Source organism: Mycobacterium sp. E740 (genome assembly GCF_001672895.1).
Taxonomy (GTDB): Bacteria; Actinomycetota; Actinomycetes; order Mycobacteriales; family Mycobacteriaceae; genus Mycobacterium.
The window spans coordinates 22,122-43,195 of the sequence record NZ_LZKP01000175.1; the positions used below are offsets into that span (position 1 = coordinate 22,122).

At 68.6% G+C, this 21,074-nt stretch carries 17 protein-coding genes; 10 read left to right on the forward strand and 7 right to left on the reverse strand.

Translation table 11 applies throughout. The annotated features are described in order from the left end of the window. Positions 1-18 precede the first annotated feature (18 nt). From A5663_RS17050 to A5663_RS17075, 6 genes are all read left to right on the forward strand, one after another. The gene (locus tag A5663_RS17050; RefSeq protein WP_068151644.1) at positions 19-1,272 is read left to right on the forward strand and encodes an alpha-hydroxy acid oxidase; all 1,254 of its coding nucleotides are present in this window, start codon (positions 19-21) and stop codon (positions 1,270-1,272) included. A gap of 121 nt (positions 1,273-1,393) precedes the next feature. Continuing rightward, complete coding sequence (locus A5663_RS17055) at positions 1,394-2,398, forward strand: esterase family protein (protein WP_068151562.1); 1,005 nt, start codon at positions 1,394-1,396, stop codon at positions 2,396-2,398. Positions 2,399-2,627: 229 nt separating this feature from the next. Beyond that, positions 2,628-4,949 (forward strand): endopeptidase La, encoded by a 2,322-nt coding sequence (gene lon, locus A5663_RS17060; RefSeq protein WP_068151565.1) that lies wholly within the window; start codon positions 2,628-2,630, stop codon positions 4,947-4,949. Positions 4,950-4,988: 39 nt separating this feature from the next. Continuing rightward, positions 4,989-5,321 (forward strand): TfoX/Sxy family protein, encoded by a 333-nt coding sequence (locus A5663_RS17065; RefSeq protein WP_068151566.1) that lies wholly within the window; start codon positions 4,989-4,991, stop codon positions 5,319-5,321. Positions 5,322-5,353: 32 nt separating this feature from the next. Further along, positions 5,354-6,109 carry a DUF72 domain-containing protein gene (locus A5663_RS17070; RefSeq protein ID WP_068151569.1) on the forward strand — a complete coding sequence of 252 codons (756 nt, stop codon included), beginning with the start codon at positions 5,354-5,356 and terminating at the stop codon, positions 6,107-6,109. After that, entirely contained in the window at positions 6,097-6,684 is a 588-nt protein-coding gene (locus A5663_RS17075; RefSeq protein ID WP_068151573.1) for a hypothetical protein, read from the forward strand. The genes A5663_RS17070 and A5663_RS17075 overlap by 13 nt, the downstream gene beginning before the upstream one ends. A 22-nt stretch (positions 6,685-6,706) precedes the next feature. On the opposite strand, the gene A5663_RS17080 is transcribed toward A5663_RS17075, so the two are convergent. Genes A5663_RS17080 through A5663_RS17090 form a run of 3 tightly spaced genes read right to left on the reverse strand, consistent with a single transcriptional unit; the run spans position 6,707 to position 11,333 of the window. After that, on the reverse strand, positions 6,707-8,176 hold the full coding sequence (locus A5663_RS17080) for an acetyl-CoA acetyltransferase (RefSeq protein WP_068151575.1): 1,470 nt from the start codon (positions 8,174-8,176) through the stop codon (positions 6,707-6,709). Beyond that, a complete protein-coding gene (locus tag A5663_RS17085) occupies positions 8,176-10,464 on the reverse strand; it encodes a CoA transferase (protein WP_068151577.1) in 2,289 nt (762 codons plus the stop codon). Before A5663_RS17085 ends, A5663_RS17080 begins: the two co-directional genes overlap by 1 nt. Continuing rightward, positions 10,461-11,333, reverse strand: coding sequence for a TIGR03619 family F420-dependent LLM class oxidoreductase (locus tag A5663_RS17090; protein WP_082974202.1), 873 nt, complete (start codon positions 11,331-11,333; stop codon positions 10,461-10,463). The genes A5663_RS17085 and A5663_RS17090 overlap by 4 nt, the downstream gene beginning before the upstream one ends. A 98-nt stretch (positions 11,334-11,431) precedes the next feature. On the opposite strand from A5663_RS17090, the gene A5663_RS17095 reads away from it, so the two are divergent. Both A5663_RS17095 and A5663_RS17100 read left to right on the forward strand, forming a co-directional pair. After that, positions 11,432-13,849 carry a phosphoketolase gene (locus tag A5663_RS17095; protein ID WP_068151582.1) on the forward strand — a complete coding sequence of 806 codons (2,418 nt, stop codon included), beginning with the start codon at positions 11,432-11,434 and terminating at the stop codon, positions 13,847-13,849. An 11-nt stretch (positions 13,850-13,860) separates the two neighbouring features. Beyond that, entirely contained in the window at positions 13,861-14,625 is a 765-nt protein-coding gene (locus tag A5663_RS17100; RefSeq protein WP_068151584.1) for a CPBP family intramembrane glutamic endopeptidase, read from the forward strand. 12 nt (positions 14,626-14,637) lie between these two features. On the opposite strand, the gene A5663_RS17105 is transcribed toward A5663_RS17100, so the two are convergent. The 4 genes from A5663_RS17105 to A5663_RS17120 all read right to left on the reverse strand — a co-directional run bounded on the left by A5663_RS17105 (position 14,638) and on the right by A5663_RS17120 (position 19,181). Continuing rightward, positions 14,638-15,654 (reverse strand): zinc-binding alcohol dehydrogenase family protein, encoded by a 1,017-nt coding sequence (locus tag A5663_RS17105; protein WP_068151587.1) that lies wholly within the window; start codon positions 15,652-15,654, stop codon positions 14,638-14,640. A 463-nt stretch (positions 15,655-16,117) separates the two neighbouring features. Continuing rightward, positions 16,118-17,107, reverse strand: coding sequence for an APA family fibronectin-binding glycoprotein (locus A5663_RS17110; protein WP_068151590.1), 990 nt, complete (start codon positions 17,105-17,107; stop codon positions 16,118-16,120). 220 nt (positions 17,108-17,327) lie between these two features. Next, positions 17,328-18,380, reverse strand: a complete 1,053-nt coding sequence (locus tag A5663_RS17115; protein ID WP_068151597.1) for a sulfate/molybdate ABC transporter ATP-binding protein — start codon at positions 18,378-18,380, stop codon at positions 17,328-17,330. 6 nt (positions 18,381-18,386) lie between these two features. Next, positions 18,387-19,181: an ABC transporter permease gene (locus A5663_RS17120; RefSeq protein WP_197503437.1), complete on the reverse strand. Its 795-nt coding sequence runs from the start codon at positions 19,179-19,181 to the stop codon at positions 18,387-18,389. A 139-nt stretch (positions 19,182-19,320) separates the two neighbouring features. Between A5663_RS17120 and A5663_RS17125 the strand changes: the two genes are divergently transcribed. Together A5663_RS17125 and A5663_RS17130 are read left to right on the forward strand one after the other, a co-directional pair. After that, positions 19,321-19,992, forward strand: a complete 672-nt coding sequence (locus A5663_RS17125) for an SDR family oxidoreductase (RefSeq protein WP_068151599.1) — start codon at positions 19,321-19,323, stop codon at positions 19,990-19,992. Between the two features lie 66 nt (positions 19,993-20,058). After that, the gene (locus A5663_RS17130) at positions 20,059-20,988 is read left to right on the forward strand and encodes an LLM class F420-dependent oxidoreductase (protein WP_068151601.1); all 930 of its coding nucleotides are present in this window, start codon (positions 20,059-20,061) and stop codon (positions 20,986-20,988) included. The last annotated feature ends 86 nt before the right edge of the window (positions 20,989-21,074 follow it).

A 21,074-nucleotide genomic window follows, 5' to 3' on the forward strand; every position in this document is an offset into this window, starting at 1 on the left:
GACGACCACTGCACCATCGTGAAGCGCCGCTTACCGCGTCCCCGCGAGTTGGCGCCGCTGCTGCAGTTCAAGAGGCCGCGACTGAACCCGACACAACGCAGGCTGGCTTCCGCGCTGACCATCGAGGACCTGCGGCGGATCGCCAAGCGCCGCACCCCCAGAGCGGCGTTCGACTACACCGACGGCGCCGCCGAGGAAGAACTCTCGCTGGCGCGCGCCCGGCAATCCTTCCGTGACATCGAGTTCCATCCCGCGATTCTGCGCAACGTCGCGAACGTGGACACCAGCGCGACGGTGCTCGGTGACCGCGTCGCGCTTCCGTTCGGCATCGCGCCGACCGGCTTCACCCGGCTGATGCACACCGAGGGCGAGCTCGCCGGTGCCCGCGCCGCCGCACGCGCGGGTATTCCCTTCGCGCTGTCGACGTTGGGCACCACGTCCATCGAAGAAGTCAAGGAAGCCAACCCGCACGGGCGCAACTGGTTTCAGCTCTACATGTGGAAGGACCGGGACCGGTCGATGGCGCTCGTCGAGCGGGCGGCGGCTGCGGGCTACGACACGCTGCTCGTGACCGTCGACGTCCCGACGGCGGGTGCGCGCCTGCGCGACACCCGCAACGGCATGTCGATCCCGCCGACACTGACCCTGCGCACCGTGCTCGACGCGGTCCCCCACCCGCGGTGGTGGTTCGACCTGCTGACCACCGAACCGCTGTCGTTCGCGTCGCTGGACCGATGGCCAGGGACGGTCGCCGAGTACCTCGACACGATGTTCGACCCGACCGTGACCTTCGAGGACTTGACGTGGATCAAGGCGCAGTGGCCGAAGCGCCTGGTGGTCAAGGGAATTCAGACCCTCAGTGACGCCAGGACGGTCGCCGAGCTCGGCGTCGACGGCATCGTGCTGTCCAACCACGGTGGCCGGCAGCTGGACCGGGCACCGGTGCCGTTCCACCTGTTGCCGCGTGTTGCGGCCGAGGTCGGGGACGTCACCGAAGTTCTGCTGGACACCGGCATCATGTCCGGTGCCGACATCGTCGCGGCCGTCGCCCTCGGCGCGCGGTTCACGCTGGTGGGCCGTGCCTATCTCTACGGGCTGATGGCCGGCGGTGAGGCCGGTGTCGACCGCGCGATCGAGATCCTCTCGCAGCAGGTCATCCGCACGATGCGGCTGCTCGGGGTGACGACGCTGGACGAACTGGGGCCTGCGCACGTCACTCAGTTGCACCGGATGTCGACGGCGCGTGAGTCCGCGCCGAGTCGTAATCGTTAGCCATTCGCGACGTCGCAACCGCATGTCGAGCCGACAGTCCAGTTGGCGGAACGTGTTTCATTACCAACGCACAGCAACGGCAATGCTTGTGGAAGCGATGAAAGGTGGGTTGGTTGCCGTTATGAAGTTCTTGAAGAGGTGCCGAGGTACCGGCACGAAATTGTTGCGCCGAACGGCGGTGGTCGCCTTCGCGGCGGCGGTGCTGCCCGGACTGGTCGGTGTCGTCGGGGGTTCGGCGACCGCGGGAGCGTTCTCCCGGCCGGGTCTGCCCGTCGAATACCTGGATGTGCACTCCGCGGCGATGAACCGCAACATCCGGATCCAGTTCCAGGGTGGTGGGCCGCACGCGGTCTATCTGCTCGACGGCCTGCGCGCGCAGGACGACTTCAACGGCTGGGACATAAACACCCCGGCCTTCGAGTGGTATCACCAGTCGGGGCTGTCGGTCGTCATGCCGGTCGGTGGGCAGTCCAGCTTCTACACCGACTGGTATCAGCCGTCGCGGGGTAACGGCCAGGACTACACCTACAAGTGGGAGACGTTCCTGACCCAGGAGCTGCCGGCGTGGCTGCAGGCCAACAAGGGCGTCGACCCGAACGGCAATGCGGTCGTGGGTATCTCGATGGCGGGCAGCACCGCGCTGACCTACTCGATCTACTACCCGCAGAAGTTCATCTACGCGGCCTCGTTGTCAGGCTTCCTCAATCCCTCCGAGGGTTGGTGGCCGATGCTGATCGGCCTCGCGATGAACGACGCCGGCGGGTACAACGCCGAGAGCATGTGGGGCCCCTCGTCGGATCCCGCATGGAAGCGCAACGACCCGATGATCAACATCAAGCAGCTGGTGGCGAACAACACCCGGATCTGGATCTACTGCGGCACCGGTACGCCGTCGGACCTGGATTCAGGTACTGCGGGTCAGAACCTGATGGCGGCGCAGTTCCTCGAAGGATTCACGTTGCGGACCAACGTCTCGTTCCGCGACAACTACGTCGCCGCGGGCGGCACCAACGGTGTGTTCAACTTCCCGGCGCAAGGCACACACAGCTGGGGTTACTGGGGCCAGCAGCTCCAGATGATGAAGCCCGACATCCAGCGGGTGCTGGGAGCTCAGGCCACTGCTTGACCGCACCGCCTAGATCCACCCACAACAGGAAGCCTGCCGTTTCCCCCGAACGGCAGGCTTCCTGCCATGAGTGGCCCGCCGCGCCTGCGTCCGTCCGCGAGTGAGAAGCCATGGTCGTGAATACGCGTGCACTGCGACCAGGAATGCTATTTCGCGCCCGTGGAACGCGCGGGAACAAACCGGGGCCCCGCAAGGTTGAGCGCATCAGACTCAAACCTTGGAGGATTTGATGGCTGAAGCCAAGACTGTGCCGATCCTGTTCCTGAGCGAATCGATCGTGCTGCCCGGGATGGTCGTGCCCATCGAGCTCGACGACGCCGCACGTGCCGCAGTGGACGCGGCCCGGGCCAGCGAGTCCGGTGAGCTGCTGATCGCCCCCCGGCTCGACGACCGGTACCCGTCGCACGGCGTGCTGGCGTCGATCGTGCAGATCGGCCGCATGGTGGGCGGGCCCGCCGCGGTAGTGCGAGGCGGGAGCCGCGCGCACATCGGCGCCGGCGCCAGCGGCCCCGGTGCCGCGTTGTGGGTCGAGGTGACCGAGGTGACCGAGCCCGAACCCGACGAAGAGACCTACAAACTCGCCGCGGAGTACAAGAAACTGTTGCTGGCGATGCTGCAGCGGCGTGAGGCGTGGCAGATCATCGACTTCGTCAACCAGCTCACCGATCCGTCGGCGCTGGCCGACACCGCCGGATACGCGTCCTATCTGACCCAGGTCCAGAAGCGTCAGCTGCTCGAGACCCCCGACGTCGCTGCGCGGTTGCGCGCGCTGATCGACTGGACGGGCGACCAGCTGGCCGAGGTCGAGGTCAACGAGAAGATCGCCGAGGACGTCCGCGAAGGCATGGAGAAGACGCAGAAGGAGTTCCTGCTGCGCCAACAGTTGGCGGCGATCCGCAAGGAACTCGGCGACGACGAGGGAGCCGGCTCCTCGGACGACTACCGCGGCCGCATCGAGGCCGCCGACCTACCCGAGAAGGTGCGCGAAGCGGCGCTGCGCGAGGTCGGCAAGCTGGAGCGCTCCAGCGACCAGAGCCCGGAGAGCGGCTGGATCCGCACCTGGCTGGACACCGTGCTCGACCTGCCGTGGAACGTGCGCACCGACGACGCCACCGACTTGACGGAGGCGCGGGAGATTCTCGACGCCGACCACCACGGCCTCGACGACGTCAAGGAGCGCATCGTCGAGTACCTGGCAGTGCGCGCCCGGCGTGCGCAACGCGGGTTGCAGGTCGTCGGCGGACGCGGTTCCGGTGCGGTGATGGTGCTGGCCGGGCCGCCCGGCGTCGGCAAGACGTCGCTCGGTGAGAGCGTCGCGCGGGCGCTGGGCCGCAAATTCGTGCGCGTCGCCCTCGGCGGCGTCCGCGACGAGGCCGAGATCCGCGGGCACCGGCGGACGTACGTCGGCGCCCTGCCCGGCCGCATCGTGCGTGCGATCGGAGACGCCGGGTCGATGAACCCCGTCGTGCTGCTCGACGAGATCGACAAGGTCGGCTCCGACTTCCGCGGCGACCCCGCGGCGGCGTTGCTCGAGGTCCTCGATCCCGCGCAGAACCACACGTTCCGGGACCACTATCTGGACCTGGATCTGGACCTGTCCGACGTCGTGTTCCTGGCGACGGCCAACGTCGTCGAGAACATCCCGTCGGCGCTGCTGGACCGCATGGAACTGGTCTCGATCGACGGCTACACCGAAGACGACAAGGTCGCGATCGCCCGTGACTTCCTGCTGCCCCGGCAACGGGAGCGGGCAGCGCTCACCGAGGACGAAGTGACGGTCACCGAGGACGCGCTGCGCAAGATCGCCGCGGACTACACCCGCGAGCCGGGTGTCCGCCAGTTCGAGCGGCTGCTGGCCAAGGCGTTGCGCAAGGTGACGACGAAGCTGGCCGCCGAGGCCGGCCCGATCGTCGTCGACGAGCCAGAACTCGTTGACTACCTTGGCCGTCCACGGTTTCTACCCGAGTCGGCCGAACGCACGGCCGTGCCGGGTGTGGCGACCGGGCTGGCCGTCACCGGGCTCGGCGGCGATGTGCTCTACATCGAGGCCGGCGCGACGGACGGCGAACCGGGGCTGCAGCTCACCGGACAGCTGGGCGACGTCATGAAGGAGTCCGCGCAGATCGCGCTGTCCTATGTGCGTTCGCACGCCGAGCAGCTGGGCGTCGACCCGAAGGCGCTGGACCGTCGGATCCACGTACACGTGCCCGCGGGCGCGGTGCCGAAGGACGGCCCGTCGGCGGGTGTGACGATGGTGACCGCGCTGGTGTCGATGGCCACCGGCCGTCAGGTGCGGTCCGACGTCGGCATGACCGGCGAGGTCACGCTCAACGGCCGGGTGCTGCCCATCGGGGGCGTCAAGCCGAAACTGCTGGCCGCCCAACGTGCCGGTCTGTCAACGGTTTTCATCCCGCAGCGCAACGAGGCGGATCTTGATGATGTGCCCGCCGACGTGCTGGCGGCGCTCGAGGTCAAACCGATGACCGATGTCGCCGACATCGTCGCGCTCGCCCTGCAGCCCGCCGAGGAGATCGCGACCGTCGCCGCCTGATCGAGCGTGTGCCGCCCGCGATGCCGCTACCGTCTTCGCATGGCTCATGACGAGGAGTTGGCGCACCGCATCCGGGAGCTGCTGAGCGGCGAACCCGGTGTCGACGAGCGACGGATGTTCGGCGGGTTGGCGTTTCTGATCGACGGCAACATGGCGGTGGCCGCCAGCGGCCAGGGCGGTCTGATGGTGCGGGTGCCACCCGACGACACCGCGGAGCTGCTCTCGCGCGAGCACGTCGAACCAATGGTGATGGCGGGCAGGCAGACTCGCGGATGGCTGCGGGTGTCCACCGACGGCGTCAGGACGAAGCGCCAGCTGCGGTCCTGGGTCGACCGCGGGGTCGGCTATGCGAGAAGTTTGCCGCCGAAATAGCGCGGGTAAGCCGCCGAGGTGGTGATCGGCCCATGATCCGGATCGGCACATCGGGCTGGTCCTACGACCATTGGACCGACGTGCTGTACCCAGCCGGCACGCCGGCGGCCAAGCGGCTGGCGCTCTACGTCGAGCAGTTCGACACCGTCGAGCTGAACGCCAGCTTCTACCGCTGGCCCAAGGACACCGCGTTCTCGGGTTGGCGTCAACGGCTGCCCGACGGATTCACGATGTCGGTCAAGGCGCAGCGCGGGTTGACCCACTACCGGCGGCTGAACGCGCCCGAGCCGTGGATCGAGCGCTTCGACCGGTGCTGGACGCTGCTGGGTGACCGCAGCGAGGCGCTGCTCGTGCAGCTGCATCCGGAGCTGGAGCGCGACGACGCCCGGCTGGACCACTTCTTGACACTGATGCCCGACCGGATTCCGGTGGCCATGGAGCTGCGACACCCGTCGTGGGACGACCCGGCGGTCTACGAGTTGCTGGCGCGCCACGGAGCCGCGTACGTCATCATGAGCGGTGCGGGGCTGCGCTGCGTTCCGCGGGCGACCAGCCGGCTCGTGTACATCCGGATGCACGGACCCGACCAGCACTCGATGTACGCCGGCTCCTATCCCGACGACGAGCTGCGCCGCTGGGCGGACCGGATCCTGGAGTGGGACGGCGAAGGCAGGCGCGTCCTGGTCTATTTCAACAACGACCTGGGTGGCCACGCGGTGCGCAACGCGCAGACGCTCAAGGCCATGGTGGCCGGTGCAAACGGTCGGGAGCCGAAATGCGTGTCGTAACTCTGCTCTCGGCGGTCGCGATCATTGCTGCGGGCTGCGCGGGCCCGCAGATCGTCAACAACGACGAGCCGCGCCCGCAGGCACCGGTGAGCTCGACGAACGCGCCGCCTCCGCCGCCGCCGAACAGCGCGCACGTCGTCGATGCGTTCGACTACGTCGCGCACCCGGGCGAGTCGGCCGTCTACTACTTCACCACCCCGAGCGGCCGGTGGGCGTGCGCGATCGTGCCGCGCGTCAAGGCCGGGTGCCAATCGGCGACCGCATGGCAGTCGAGCATGAACATCGCCGGCGAACCGGAATCCGTGCCGAACGCCGCCGGTGAGCAAACGGCGCCGAACGCGATCACCGTCGAGCGCGTGGGCGAACCGCACTTCGTCGCGCTCGAGCATCCGGAATTCGTCGGGGAAGGCGCAAAGGCGTTGGAGTTCAACCGGATTCTCATGGCGGCGGATTTCCGGTGCAACGTACAGGAAGCCGGCGTCTCATGTATGAGCGAAGCCAGCGGCCAGGGATTCACCTTCGCCCCCGAGGGATTCAAGCCGCAGTACACCGAAGTCCCGCCCAACGCGCCCTGACAGGCCCGAAAAAGTCTCGTGCTCAGCGCAGCGTCGCGGTGCCGTCGGCGTTGACCTGAACCTTGGCGCCGGCGATGTCCTCGGCCATCGTTCCCTCGGCCTCGTCCGCATCGTTGACGACGGCCAGCACCCGCGAGTCCTCCGGTGTGCGGACCGCCAGGAACGCCTTCTCCGCCGCGCCTTCCCGGTTGACCGGCGTCGTCCAGGTCTCCACCGTGCCCATCCCGGACCACTCCACCAGGGCGGTGCGCGTCGGCTCGCGATCGACCTCGGATTGCACGTCCTGCCAACGGAATTCGTGAGCCGGCGGTCGAGCGCTGTAGACGCCGAAGCTGTGCTTGGTGAGATAGCCGCCGTTGGCGCTGATGAACCCCAGTTGGCCCGGGTCGTCGAGCAGACGTTCGGCCATGGTGGCGATCGAGTGGGTGACGTAGTTGTTCCACGGGCCACCCGCGAAGGTGAGGCCTCCGGTGACCGTGAGCGGTCTGGCCGCATCGCCGATCGGTAGCCCGAGCTCGTTGGCGGCCACCTGCACGGCCGACGGGAAGCAGGAGTACAGGTCGACGAGTCCGACGTCGTCGATGGTCACCCCGGACAGTTCCAGCGCACGACGCCCCGCGATGCGGATGGCCGGTGAGGTGTAGAACTCCGCGCGTTCCCCGATTGCATACGTGTCATGCGCGTCGGTGCCCGAATACGGAAAAACCCACCGGTCCTTCGGGATCTGCAGATGGGTCGCCTTCTCGGCGGAGGTGAGCACCAGGACAGCGGCCTGATCGACCATGTTGTTGGAGTTCATCAGCTTCGGATACGGCCAGCTGATCATGCGGTTGTCCGGGCCGGGCTGCCAGATCTGCTCCGCCGGCACGGCGTCTCGGCTCCAGGCGTGCGGATTGCCCGCGGCCACCTCGCTGAACTGCGCCCAGAGTTCGCCGATGCGCCGGCGGTGCTCCTCGCTCGAGGTGCCGGCGGCGATCCGCAACGCCTGCTCGAACATCGGGTAGACGTAGGCGGGCCGGTCGAGATGGATCCGGATTTCGGTGGGACCGGCCATCGGCACGCCCTCGTCGGCTCCGGGCGCGAGCGGAACCGACTCGTCCTGGCTTGTCCAGTCCGGCTTGACACCGCTGGCGCGCAACCGGGTTCGGGTCCGCCAGGTCTCCGCACCGGCGATCACGACGACGTCGGCACGTCCGCGCTGGATGTCCAGGCAGGCCTCGTTCACCAGTGACTGCGGCGTGTTGCCGCCGACGCCCGTATACCTGGTTGCGGCCTCCGAAGCCCGGATCCGTTGCGCCAGAAGCAGTCCGGGGTCGCGGTACCGCCACGACAGGAGGCTGACGACACGCACGGAGTCGACGGTTTCGAGTACGCGAGGATCGGCGGCGGCCCGCGCAGCCTCGACCATCAGGTCGATCGGTTCCACGTCGGGGCGAACCTCGCGCTGGTTGACTTGTCCGTACCCGGCCAGCACCGGTGTCCTGGGGTCCATCACGGCCTTTCTCGGTAGGCGAAGAGTGTCCCGTCGGCGATGAGCCGATCGGTCTCGTCGGCGGACATGCCGATGTCGCGGCGGCAGATCTCGCGGGTCTGCTCCCCCGGCATCGGCGCCGGCCGCATCTGCGCGGGCGGGATGTTCGTGTAGGGCGCCGGCCCGGTCTCGCTCAGCATGGGCTCGTCGAACAGCGGATGAGCCATGCCTGCGAACACCTTTCGGTAAACGACTTGGGGATCTGTCGGTACGTCGATCGCGCGGTTCATCGGCGCGGCGGGTATGCCGGCCTCCTGCAGCAGCGCCGCCACCGCCGTCTTGTCGCGGGCGCGCGTCCACTGTGCCGTGTCGACGCCGCCGGTCAGCGACTGCAACGCCGCGCGGTCGGCGTCGTCTCGGAGTGAGATGACGCACCACTCGTCCTCGCCCGCGCACGGGTACACGCCGTGCCCCGCTGCGTCGTCGAGCACCGGCAGGTGTCGCGCGAGTGCGGCCTCGGTGACATAACGGGCCGCCAGCTGGTGCACGGCGGCCTCGGCCTGCGAGACATGCACATGTGCGGCTTGGCCGGTGCGGTCGCGCCGGATCAGCGCCGCCAGCGCGGCGACAGCGGTGATCCGGGCCGCCACGTGGTCCGGGAACACCGTTGTCGCGTCGTAGAACCCACCGTCAGCCGACGTCCACAGCGACGTGACCCCGGTGGTCGCACGAACCAGCGGTCCATACCCCATGCGTGCGCTCCACGGCCCCGTCGCGCCGAAGGCGCTGCTCTCGGCGAGTATGATGCGCGGATTCAGCTCTCGCAGACGGTCATACGAGAATCCAAGTGCGGCAAGGGTTCCCGGTTTGAAGTTGGCGAACACGGCGTCCGCCTCGGCGACCAGCCGGGCGAACAGCTCGGCACCGGCCGGGGCGCGCAAGTCGAGGCCGAGGCTTCGCTCGTTGCGGTGGGTGAGCGCCCACGACCGGCTCATCACCTGGCCCGGCGGGTTCTGTCGCAGCCCGTCGGGGTAGGCGGCACTCTCGACCTTGATCACCTCGGCGCCGAGGTCGGCGAACAACCGGCCGAGTTCGCCGCCGGCCACGATGACGCCGAGGTCGAGTATTCGCACGCCGTCGAACGGGCGCTGCACCGGTGTGGTACCCGCCGCGACTGGTTCGCCGCGCCAGGCGGGTGCATCGGCGCCAGGCGGCCGGGCCGGCCACCCCACGGTGCAGTGGCGTCCGTCGACGACGAACGGTCCCGCCGGCGCGACGACGTCGGCGCCCGGCGCGAAGGGCACGGTGGTCAATGCGCCGACGGCGCGGAAATGATCGGAGGCCAACGCCTCCGTGGGAGTCAGCACCGCGGCGATCGGCACCCCGCGCGACTGGCCCTGCGCGACCAGGTCGTCCATCGTCTGCGGCGCGACGAACTCGGCGATCAGCGCGTTGAGTTCGCGCGAGGCCGCGTACCGCGCCGCGATCGTCTCGAACTTCGGGTCGGCGAACTGCTCGGGTTCACCCAACCAGGCGCGCATCGCGCGCCATTGGCGCGCCGACAGTAGACAGATGCGGACATGCCCGTCCTTGCAGGCGAAGATCGGATAGATGTTCTGGTTACGGGGCCTGCCGCGCCAGATCTCGGTGGTCTTCTTGACGCCGACGGCGGCTTGGCCCTCCGAGCCGAACGGCGGATCAAGCGACTGCAGCACCCCTTCGAACCGCGAGAAATCGATGTATTCGCCTGTACCGTCACGCAACCGGCGGTAGTAGGCCGCCAGAGTGGCCCAGGCCGCTTGCACCGCCGCCGTTGCCGAAGCCAACCCGATCGGCGGCAGCACCGGCTCGCCCGAAGTCGGCCCGGTGCGAGACAGCGCCGTCGACAGCGCGTAGAACACCGGGTCGGTGGCCGACCAGGAGGCGTACGGTCCGGCGGTGCCGAAATCGGTCACCGACAACACCACCAGATGGCCGAACCGCTGAGCCAACTCGACGCAGGAAGTCCCGAACAGTGCTGCGCCAGAGGGTTTTCCGCTGTCGATCACGATGTCGGCGGTGCTCGCCAGGTCGAGCAGCGCCCGGCGGTCAGCGGGATCGAGGGCCGCGCAGCGCTTGTTCGCGTTGTCCAATGCGAACGGCACGCTCACCCCGGCGACGGCCGGAAGTGCCCGGCGCGCGGGGCTGCCTGCGGGCGGTTCGATCTTCAGCACGTCGGCGCCGAGGTCGGCGAACAGTCGGCCCACCGCGTCGGAATCGGAACCGCCCAGATCGAGCACCCGCACCGATGCCAGCAGCGCGTCGCTCATGCGGCCAGCAGCCGTTCGGCCCAGCTCAGGTGTTCGTCGGTGTCATCCGCGACGTACATCAGGTCGACGAACGCGTCGCTGTAGCCGGCAGCACGCAGTGTGTGCAGCGCCTCGGCGACGCTTTCGACGCTCGTTCCCGCCGCGACGTTCACCCGGACGTAGGTGTGGATGGCAGCCGGGTCGCGGCCCGCCGCCCGGGCGGCGTCGTCGATCACGCTGCGCAGGCGGTCGAGCAGGTCCGGGAACACCCCGCCGGGCACCTGCACCGCGGGCAGCCATCCGTCGGCACGCGCGCCGATGCGGGCCAGGCCGGCCGCCGAGAAGGAAGCGAGATAGATCGGCGGCGGCGTCTGCACCGGCTTGAGGTCGACCCACGACGGCGGAATGGTCCAGCGCTCACCGTCGTGTGCCACCGGGTTCGTCCTCCAGAGCTGCTGCAATGCATCGAGCAGTTCTTCCAGCTGGGCGCCGCGGCGCCGGAAAGGGACGCCCGCCGCCTGGTACTCCTCCGGCGACCAGCCGATGCCGAACCCCGGCAGCAACCTGCCCCCGCTCACCACGTCGAGCGCGGTCAGCTGTCGGCTCAACTGCACCGGCGGGTACCAGGGGGCGACGAACACGCTGGCACCCAACCGGACCCGGCTGGTGACAGCCGCGGCCACCGCCAACGCGATGAACGGGTCGAGGCCCGCGCGGAACTCCGCCGGGATGGTGTCCGTGCCCGCGTAGCCGACGCTCGGGTGCACCGGAGCAACCAGGCGATCGCCCACCCAGAGGCTGTCGGCGCCGAGCTCTTCGGCGGCGGCTGCGTACCGCGCGACGTCGGCGCGCGCGGAGTTCCCGTACTGCGGCACCGCGAAGCCCAACACGCTGGACAGGCTAGTGCGTAGGTTCCGGCGCATCGGGTATCAGGACGGGTGTCAGATCACACGGGCGATGTTCGCCCGTCTCGACGATGATGAGTCAGATGACCGCCCAGGCACTGTCACCCGCGCTCTCCGATGATGAGCTCACGCTGATCGACGCCTACTGGCGCGCGGCGAACTACCTGTCCGTGGGGCAGATCTACCTGCTGGACAACCCGCTGATGCGCGAAGCGCTCGCACCCGAGCACGTCAAACCGCGGCTGCTCGGCCACTGGGGCACCACGCCGGGACTCAACCTCGTCTATGCGCATCTGAACCGCATCATCCGTGAGCGCGACGCGAACGTCATCTACATCACCGGGCCGGGGCACGGCGGGCCCGGGCTGGTGGCGAACGCCTATCTGGAAGGGACGTACACCGAGGTGTACTCCTCGATCTCCGAGGACACCGACGGGCTGCGAAAGTTGTTCCGCCAGTTCTCCTTTCCGGGCGGCATCCCCAGCCATGTCGCCGCTGAGACGCCCGGCTCGATCCATGAGGGCGGAGAGCTCGGCTACGCGCTGGTGCACGCGTACGGCGCCGCGTTCGACAACCCCGATCTGGTGGTCGCCTGCGTGATCGGCGACGGTGAGGCCGAGACCGGCCCGCTGGCGGCGAGCTGGCACTCCAACAAGTTCCTCGACCCGGTGACCGACGGTGCCGTGTTGCCGATCCTGCATCTGAACGGCTACAAGATCGCCAACCCGACGGTGCTCTCGCGGATCCCGCAGGAGGAACTCGAGTCGCTGCTGCTCGGTTACGGCTACCGGCCCATCACGGTGGCGGGCGACGATCCGGCGAACGTGCACCAGCAGATGGCCGCCGCGCTCGACGAGGCGTTCGACCAGATCGCAGCGATCCAGCGGGCCGCCCGCCTCGACGGCGAGCAGGGCCGGCCGCTCTGGCCGATGCTGGTGCTGCGCACCCCGAAGGGCTGGACCGGTCCCGCAGAGGTCGACGGCAAGAAGGTCGAGGGCACCTGGAGATCGCATCAGGTTCCGCTTTCGGAGACGCGGACCAACCCCGAGCACCGCGCCCAACTCGAAGAGTGGCTGCGCGGCTACCGCCCCGAGGAGTTGTTCGACGACAACGGCGCGCTGCGGGCGGAACTGCGTGCGATCGCCCCGCGCGGTGAGCGGCGGATGAGCGCGAACCCGCACGCCAACGGCGGCCTGCTGCTGCGGGATCTCGACCTGCCGGCGTTCACCGACTACGCGGTGGCGGCCGACAAGCCCGCCTCGGAGTCCGCCGAGGCGACGCGGGTGCTGGGCACCTTCCTGCGCGACGTCATCGCGCGAAACCCAGACCGGTTCCGGCTCATGGGCCCCGACGAGACCGCGTCGAACCGGCTGTCGGCCACCCTCGAGGTGACCGACAAGGCGTGGCTCGCCGAGATCGGGCCCGACGACGAGAACCTCGGTCCGGAGGGCCGGGTGATGGAGGTGTTGTCCGAGCATCTCTGCCAGGGCTGGCTCGAGGGCTATCTGCTGACCGGCAGGCATGGGCTGTTCAACTGCTACGAAGCCTTCGTCCACATCATCGACTCGATGCTGAACCAACACGTCAAGTGGCTCTCCAGCAGCAGGGAATTGTCCTGGCGCCGGCCGATCGCTTCACTGAATTACCTTCTGACATCGCATGTCTGGCGCCAGGACCACAACGGCGCGTCGCACCAGGACCCCGGGTTCATCGACCACGTCGCCAACAAGCGCCCGGAGGTGGTGCGGGTCTACCTGCCGCCGGACGCCAACACGTTGTTGTCGGTGGCCGACCACTGCCTGCGCAGCCGCCAGTACATCAACGTGATCGTCGCCGGCAAGCAGCCGGCGCTGACCTACCTGGACATGGACGACGCGATCGCGCATTGCACGCGGGGGCTCGGAATCTGGCAATGGGCGAGCAACACCACCGGCGAACCCGACGTGGTGCTCGCCTGCGCCGGTGACATTCCGACGCTGGAGACCGTTGCCGCCGCCGACATCCTGCGCCGCCGGCTACCCGAGCTGAAGGTGCGCGTCGTCAACGTGGTCGACATCATGCGGCTGCAACCGGACTCCGAACATCCGCACGGGTTGTCCGCACGGGATTTCGACTCGATTTTCACCCAGGACAAGCCGGTCATCTTCGCCTACCACGGTTACCCGTGGCTGATCCACCGGCTGACGTACCGCCATGCCAACCACGCCCAACTGCATGTGCGCGGGTTCAAGGAGCGCGGTACCACCACGACGCCGTTCGACATGGTGATGCTCAACGACCTCGACCGGTTCCATCTCGTCATGGACGTCATCGACCGCGTCGAGGGCCTGGGCAGTGACGCAGCCGGGCTGCGCCAGGAAATGGCCGACGCCCGCCTGGCGGCCCGCCACTACACCCGTGAGCACGGAGAGGACGATCCCGCGATCTCCGGCTGGACCTGGGACCCGGACTACCGCGCACCGTCATTTTCGCAGGACACACAGAGCGAACACGATCGCTAGACTGGATTTTCGTGTCCGACCAAGCGGTTTCAGTCCAGCGCCCGCATCCGCTGGTCGAACAGCTTTCCGCGCTGCAGCACTTCCGCGTCTATGTCGACATCGCGGTGGTCGTGGTGGTCCTCGCGTTGACCAACCTGATCGCGCACTTCACCACGCCGTGGGCCAGCGTCGCGACCGTTCCCGCGGCGGCGGTGCTGCTCGTGGCGCTGGTGCGCTCCCGCGGTCTGGGCTGGGCCGAACTCGGCCTGAGCCGCGAGTACTGGAAGTCCGGTGCGGGATACGCGCTGGCAGCGGTCGTGATGGTGCTGTCGGTCATCGCGATCGGCGCTCTGCTGCCCTGGACGCGACCGATGTTCATGAACAACAACTACGCGACGGTATCGGGCGCGTTGATCGCCTCGATGGTCATCATTCCGCTGCAGACGGTGATCCCCGAAGAGCTCGCGTTTCGCGGGGTGCTGCACGGCGCGCTGGACCGGGCGTGGGGCTGGCGCGGTGTCGCCGCGGCGGGCTCACTGCTGTTCGGGCTGTGGCATATCGCCACCTCACTGGGTCTGACCAGTAGCAATGTCGGGTTCACCCGACTTTTCGGCGGCGGTGTGCTGGGCACCGTCGCGGGCGTGGTGATGGCTGTGTCGGCCACCGGGGTCGCCGGTTTCGTGTTCGCCTGGCTGCGGCGGCGCAGCGGCAGCCTGATCGCGCCGATCGCCCTGCACTGGTCGCTCAACGGGCTCGGCGCTTTGGCCGCCGCGCTGGTGTGGCACCTGTCCACCTGAATCGCGGGCCTGCTAGACGATCAGAACGGCTGCCCCCGCAACGCGTCCGGACGCAAGGTCGCTCAGCGCGTCGTCGGCCCGCTCGAGCGGATACTGCGGGCTGGTCACCTCGAGACGGTGCTCACCCGCGAACGCCAGAAAGTCGCGGGCGTCGGCTCGGGTGTTGGCGGTGACCGAGCGGATCTGCCGCTCCTGGAAGAGGTGGCGCTGATAGTTCAGCGCGGCAATGTCGGACAGATGGATGCCCGCGATGGCCAGGGTGCCACCGCGATCGAGCGCTTCGAGCGCGGGCAGCACGAGGTCGCCGACCGGGGCGAACAGGATTGCCGCATCGAGGGCGACGGGTGGGCGCTCGGAGGCGCCCTGAGCCGAAGCCGCTCCCAAGGACAGCGCCAGTGTGCGTGCGGCTTCCCCGCGGGTCATGACGTGGACCTCTGCACCCTGCGCAATCGCCACCTGCGCGGTCAGGTGTGCACTGCCGCCGAACCCGTAGATTCCCAACCGCCCGCCGGGCGGCAGGTCCGCACGCATGAGTGCGCGATAGCCGATGATGCCCGCACACAGCAGCGGCGCAAGCTCGGCGTCGGAATAGCCGGGCGGCAGCGGGTGAGCGTATTCGGCTGGCACCGTTGCGAATTCGGCGTATCCACCGTCGGCATCCCAGCCGGTGTAGCGGGAGTCCGGGCACAGGTTCTCGTTCCCTGCGGTGCAGTAGCGGCATCGCCCGCAGGTATGTCGCAGCCATGCGATGCCGACGCGATCACCGACGCTGAACGCCGCGCCGGCGCTCTGCCCCAGTTCGACCACTTCGCCGACGACCTCGTGTCCCGGTATGACTCCGTGCCGGTGCACGGGCAGGTCCCCTTCGGCGACGTGCAGATCGGTGCGGCACACGCCGCACGCCCGCACCGCGACCAGGAGTTCGCCGGGTCCGGGGCGGGGCGCTCCGATCGTGAGGCGTTCGAGCGGGCGAGTGTTCATCGGGCCCGGGCGTTCGACTCGCCACGCGGCCATGGTCGAGGGGCTCATCGCCGAGTCACGGCGCGTCAGATGTTGGCGCAGATCGACACGAATGGAATGGGCGCGCAGATACCTACTGAAAAATATGGCGTGGGGTCACCGTTCCACACCGGGGGCGGTGGCGGTGGTGGAGGTGGTGGCGGCGGAGGAGGAAGAGCAGCAGCCACGCATGTGTTGGACGGAGCGTCATAAACGGTTCCGACGCCGCACTCTGTAGCCTTACCCAGCCCAGGCGCCACCAGCGTCGCGAACGTAAGCGACGCTGGAATTACCGCGATGCCCATCGCCAGGCGATTGATCAACGTCCCCACTGCAGGCCTCCTTCGGCGATCCCCGACATCGGCTTACCGCCATCGTAGAACGCCGTGTGGGCCACGTCAGCAAAAATTGACTATGGCGTCGATCGTTGTCACTGCGGCAACTCGCCAGCATTGCGACACGCGTTGTCGCCGGTGAGAGTTCCCGGTTTGCGTCAGGGCGGGGGCAGCATCCCGGGCGCGTTCTGTGGCGCGACCGGCACTGGAACGCCGACGTTCGGGTTCTGGCCAGGCGCGGCGGGCGCGGGAGCGGCCGACGGTGCGGGCTGACCCGGCGGTGCCGGCGGTGCCGTATACGGCCGGATGGAGTTGGCCAGCGTCAGCGCTTCTTGTTTGGGCACCGGGTTGTTCGCCGTGCCGAGCCAGACCACGAACCATCGCTGCGGTTCGCGCTGGCTGCGCTCCGTGCCTGGGTCGACCGGGTTGCCGACGACGCCGGCCCAGATCTGGCCGTTGGGCTTGTTGGTGTCGGTGAACTTCACCTCGTAGTACGAAGCGACGCCCGGCATGCCGTCGGCGTTGAGCTCCACGGTCTCCTGGTTGATCCGGGTGCCGGGGAACGGCATGAAGAACTCGCCCATGTCGGACGCCAGCCGCTGGGCGGCCTTGGTGTTGTCGGTCTCGGCGCCCGCGAACAGTTTCAGGTCGAGCCGTCCGAGCAGGATGCTGGTGTCATTGGGCGGCGCGGCGCCTTCCGGCGGAATCTTGGTCAGCAGTGCCTGGCCGTAGGACAGCTGCGTCGAATCCGACACCTTCCATCCCGCGGGCACGACGTAGCTGAGTCCGCCGGCGGGCGCTTCGACGCGGCCCGGGTCGGCGGGCGGCGGAGCAGGCGCGGGCGCTCCCGGCGGCGGTGCACCGGGCGCCGGGGGTGCACCAGGCGCGGGTGCGGGCGCCCCGGGCGCAGGCGGCGGCGCGGGCTGACCCGGCGGTGCCGGAGCGGGCGCGGCCGGCGCCGCTGGCGGTGGCGGACCGCCCAGGAATGTGTTGCCCGACGGCGCGGGCGTCGGCGGAGGCGTCGGCTCGGGCTGTGCCTGCGCCACGGTCGGCAACGCAAGCGCCACGGCGGTGGCGCCCGTCAGGGCGGCGGCTGCCAGCTTGGAGAGGCCCCTGTGGGGGCGGGAAATCGCGTCCGGCTGATCCATGGAAAAGAAACTACCGTGTTACCGCCGTGACGCAAGTGCGAGTTGCTCAAAAAGTGTTCAAATGAGAAATTGCTGTGCAGAGCAAATGCCCAGTTACTGGCCGATTTCCTGGGTTGCTGCCATGACAAGACCCCCGCGGGTGTCGCGGGGGTCGCCGGACGGCTCTCGTCGTGCGGCCGCCGGTCATCTGTCCCATTTTTCGCGACGGACTCGACGTGCGTTACGGATCCGGATGGATCGCAACCTCTTGGGCCTTCACCGCGAAGTACACCTGCTCGCCAGGCGCAAGCCGCAGCGCGGCCGCGGCGTCCGCGGTGATGTCGGCGGCGAGGCCCGGACCACCGTCGGGTTGCTCCTCGGCGCGTACCCGGATCGCCGGTCCGCGGGCGTCGAGTTCGGCGACCGTCACCTTGATGGTGTTGCGGGGGCTGCCGTGCGGCGGGTCGCGATAGACGGCGACCGCGGTGGGGTGAAAGAGCGCCACCGCCGAGCTGTCCACCGCCACATCCGCGCCGGGAATCCCGTACCAGGTGCTCCCCCACCGGGTGCTCAGCACCCCGTCGCCGGCCGCCGTCCCGCGGACCAGGTTCACCCCGGCCAGCTGCGCGCCGAACGCGCTGCGCGGTGTCGCTAATACTGTTGCAGCAGAACCACTTTCGACGACGCGCCCGGATTCGAGCACCACCGCCCGATCGGCGAGGGTGGCCACGTCCAACACATCATGCGTCACCAGCACAGCCGATCGGCCATCGCGTGCGAGCACCCGGCCCAGCACCTTGCGCATCGCAGCGGCCGCAGCGACGTCGAGGCCGGCCAGGGGCTCGTCGAGCAGCAACACGTCCGGTTCGGCGGCCAGCGCGCGGGCCAGCGCCACCCGTTGGGCCTCGCCCCCCGACAGCTGTCGAGGCCTGCGATCGGCCAGATGCATCGCATCGGTCTGCTCGAGCCAGTGCTCCGGTCGCGTGCTGCGAGGTGCGAACGACACATTGGCGGTCACGTCGAGATGCGGGAACAACAGCGGATCCTGTAACAACAGGCCGACGCGGCGGTCGTGGGTCGGGACGTGCACACCCGACGCGGTGTCGGTGAGCACCCGCTCGCCGACACGCACGAAGCCGTCGTCCGGGCGCACCAGGCCCGCGAGCACATGCAACACCGTCGACTTGCCCGCGCCGTTGGGTCCCAGCACAGCCAGTACCTCGCCGGCCGAGACGTCGAACTCGACGTCCACGTCGCGATGCTCGACGACGGCGCGCAGGCTGACTCCGGTCACATTCGCCTACCACGCATCCGCGCCGCGCAACCGTCGACTGCCGAGACCGAGCACGACAGCGGCGGCCGCGGCGACCAGCAGCAACGACAGGGCCACCGCGGCGTCGGCGTCGCTTTCGCGCTGCAGATAGATCTCCAGCGGCAGCGTCCTGGTAACGCCCTGGCGTGAGCCCGCAAAGGTCAGCGTCGCCCCGAACTCGCCGAGTGAGCGCGCGAATGCCAGCACCGCGCCCGACACCAGGCCGGGCGTCAGCAAGGGCAGGGTGACCCGCCACCACACGCGTGACGGCCGAGCGCCCAGCGTCGCGGCCACCAACTCGTAGTCCGAACCCGCTGTCCGCGCCGCACCTTCCAACGCGACGACCAGGAACGGCAACGACACGAACGTCTGCGCGAGCACGACGGCCGTCGTCGTGAACGCGATCTGGATACCCGCCGCGTCGAGGTACTGCCCGATCAGGCCGAGGCGGCCGAACGCGTACAGAAGGGCGATCCCGCCGACAACGGGAGGCAGGACGAGGGGCAGCAGGATGAGCGGCCGCACCGCGCGCACCAGCCGGCTGTCGCTGCGGGCCAGCACCAGCGCCATCGGCACGCCGACGACCAGGCACAGCGCCGTGCTGGCCGCCGCCGTGCGCAGGCTCAGCAGCAGCGCGCTGACCGAGGAGTCGCTGCTGATCAGATGAAGGAAATCCGGCCAGTCGACCCGTAGGGCAATCGCGACAAGAGGGACCGCGACGAACAGCGCGCCGACCGCGGCGGGCACGTAGAGCCAGCGCGGAAGGCCGGCCGATGCAGTCAAGCCGATGCCGCCCTCCACCTCACCCGCCAAACCCTAGGGCACGTGGCGCCGCGCGTCGGTTTCGTCCGCTAGCTACTGTCCAGTAACATTGCGGTGGACCGCTGGGTCAGCGACCGAAACGATCAGGGAGGGTCTCGCGATGGAGGTGCTGGTCACCGCTGGTGACACCGATCTGGGTCGAACGATCGCCGAAGGATTCCGCGACGCCGGTCACCGGGTGGTGATCGCCGGTGCGCGCCGCGACGAGCTCGAGATCGCCGCGAAAGAACTCGATGTCGACGCCGTCGTGTTCGACAGCACGGACCCGGCCAGCCTGGAAGCAGCGCGGCCGCAGTTCCCCCACCACCTCGACACGATCGTCAACGTGCCGGCACCGCGCTGGGATGGCGGCGACCCGCGCACCTATTCGCTCGCCGATGTGGCCACAGCGTGGCGGGAGGCGCTGGACTCGACGATGGTCTCGGCGGTGCTGACGGTGCAGATTCTCGGTGACCTTCTGCGTTCGGGCGGTTCGATCGTCAGCGTGATTCCCGAGAACCCGGCCGAGGGCAGCGCGGCGGCGGCGATAAAGGCAGCGGTGTCCGACTGGACCGCCGGCCAGGCCACGTACTTCGGTACCCGGGGCATCACGGTCAACGCCGTGGCGTCCGGGCGCAGCGCCGAGCCCGGTTATGAAGGCCTGTCGCGCACCACGCCGTCGGTCGCAGCAGAGATCAGCCGCCTGGCGCTCTTCCTGACCACGCCTGCGGCGCGCCACATCACCGGTCAGACACTGCATGTGAGCCAGGGCGCGCTAGCGAACTTCGGCTGAGTATTCCCCCGTTCGCCCGAAGCTGACGCGGCCGATCGTCACGGGGGGGTGTGGTTACGTGAAAACATGACCATCAAACTCGGGCTTCAGATTCCCAACTTCTCATACGGCACAAGCGTCGCGGAGATATACCCGACCGTCATCGCGCAGGCGCAGGAAGCCGAGGCTGCCGGCTTCGACTCGGTCTTCGTGATGGACCACTTCTACCAACTGCCCGGGCTCGGCACCCCGGACCAGCCGATGCTCGAGGCGTACACGGCGCTGGGCGGTTTGGCCACCGCCACCGAGCGCGTCCAGCTGGGCACGCTGGTCACCGGCAACACGTACCGCAACCCCACCCTGCTGGCGAAGACGATCACCACGCTCGACGTGGTCAGCCAGGGCCGCGCCGTGCTCGGCATCGGCACCGGCTGGTACGAACTGGAGCACGACAGCCTCGGTTTCGAGTTCGGCACCTTCACCGACCGCTTCAACAAGCTCGACGAAGCGCTGCAGATCATCCTGCCGATGCTCGCGGGCGAGCGGCCGACCGTCGACGGCAAGTTCTACCGGACCAAAGAGGCGATGGCCGAGCCGCGGTTGCGCGACCACATCCCGCTGCTGATCGGCGGCAGCGGCGAGAAGAAAACGATCCCATTGGCCGTGCGGCACTTCGACCACCTCAACATCATCGCGGGCTTCGACGAGCTGCCCCGCAAGCTGCAAGCCGTGCGGGAGCGTTGCGAGGAGATCGGCCGCGACCCCGCGACGCTGGAGACCAGCATGCTCGTCGTCGCAATCATCGACGAGAACGTTTCCGGTGACGTCATCCCCGACGACTTCAAGCAGCGCGCGGTCTACGGCAGCGCCGAGCAGGTCGTCGAGCAGTTGCAGGCCAAGGTCTTCGACGCCGGCGTCGACGGTGTGATCTTGAGTCCCGTGACGAGCCTGAACGGATACCACCCCGGCGGCGTGACAGCTGTCGGCGAGCTGCTCAGGCCGATCCTGGCCGGGTGATCCGGCCCCCGGCGTGGGATATGCCACAGCAAAGGGAATCGTCGAACCGAGGTTCGGGCGACTACCGTTACGGGTAGAACTGCACG

Excerpts from the sequence above, each read along its gene's own strand:
- A5663_RS17075 (WP_068151573.1), top strand. The coding sequence starts at position 6,097 with ATGCGTGTCGTAACTCTGCTCTCGGCGGTCGCGATCATTGCTGCGGGC.
- lon (WP_068151565.1), top strand. The coding sequence starts at position 2,628 with ATGGCTGAAGCCAAGACTGTGCCGATCCTGTTCCTGAGCGAATCGATC.
- A5663_RS17055 (WP_068151562.1), top strand. The coding sequence starts at position 1,394 with ATGAAGTTCTTGAAGAGGTGCCGAGGTACCGGCACGAAATTGTTGCGC.
- A5663_RS17070 (WP_068151569.1), top strand. The coding sequence starts at position 5,354 with ATGATCCGGATCGGCACATCGGGCTGGTCCTACGACCATTGGACCGAC.
- A5663_RS17095 (WP_068151582.1), top strand. The coding sequence starts at position 11,432 with ATGACCGCCCAGGCACTGTCACCCGCGCTCTCCGATGATGAGCTCACG.
- A5663_RS17105 (WP_068151587.1), bottom strand. The coding sequence starts at position 15,654 with ATGAGCCCCTCGACCATGGCCGCGTGGCGAGTCGAACGCCCGGGCCCG.
- A5663_RS17085 (WP_068151577.1), bottom strand. The coding sequence starts at position 10,464 with ATGAGCGACGCGCTGCTGGCATCGGTGCGGGTGCTCGATCTGGGCGGT.
- A5663_RS17065 (WP_068151566.1), top strand. The coding sequence starts at position 4,989 with ATGGCTCATGACGAGGAGTTGGCGCACCGCATCCGGGAGCTGCTGAGC.
- A5663_RS17130 (WP_068151601.1), top strand. The coding sequence starts at position 20,059 with ATGACCATCAAACTCGGGCTTCAGATTCCCAACTTCTCATACGGCACA.
- A5663_RS17125 (WP_068151599.1), top strand. The coding sequence starts at position 19,321 with ATGGAGGTGCTGGTCACCGCTGGTGACACCGATCTGGGTCGAACGATC.
- A5663_RS17110 (WP_068151590.1), bottom strand. The coding sequence starts at position 17,107 with ATGGATCAGCCGGACGCGATTTCCCGCCCCCACAGGGGCCTCTCCAAG.
- A5663_RS17080 (WP_068151575.1), bottom strand. The coding sequence starts at position 8,176 with ATGGACCCCAGGACACCGGTGCTGGCCGGGTACGGACAAGTCAACCAG.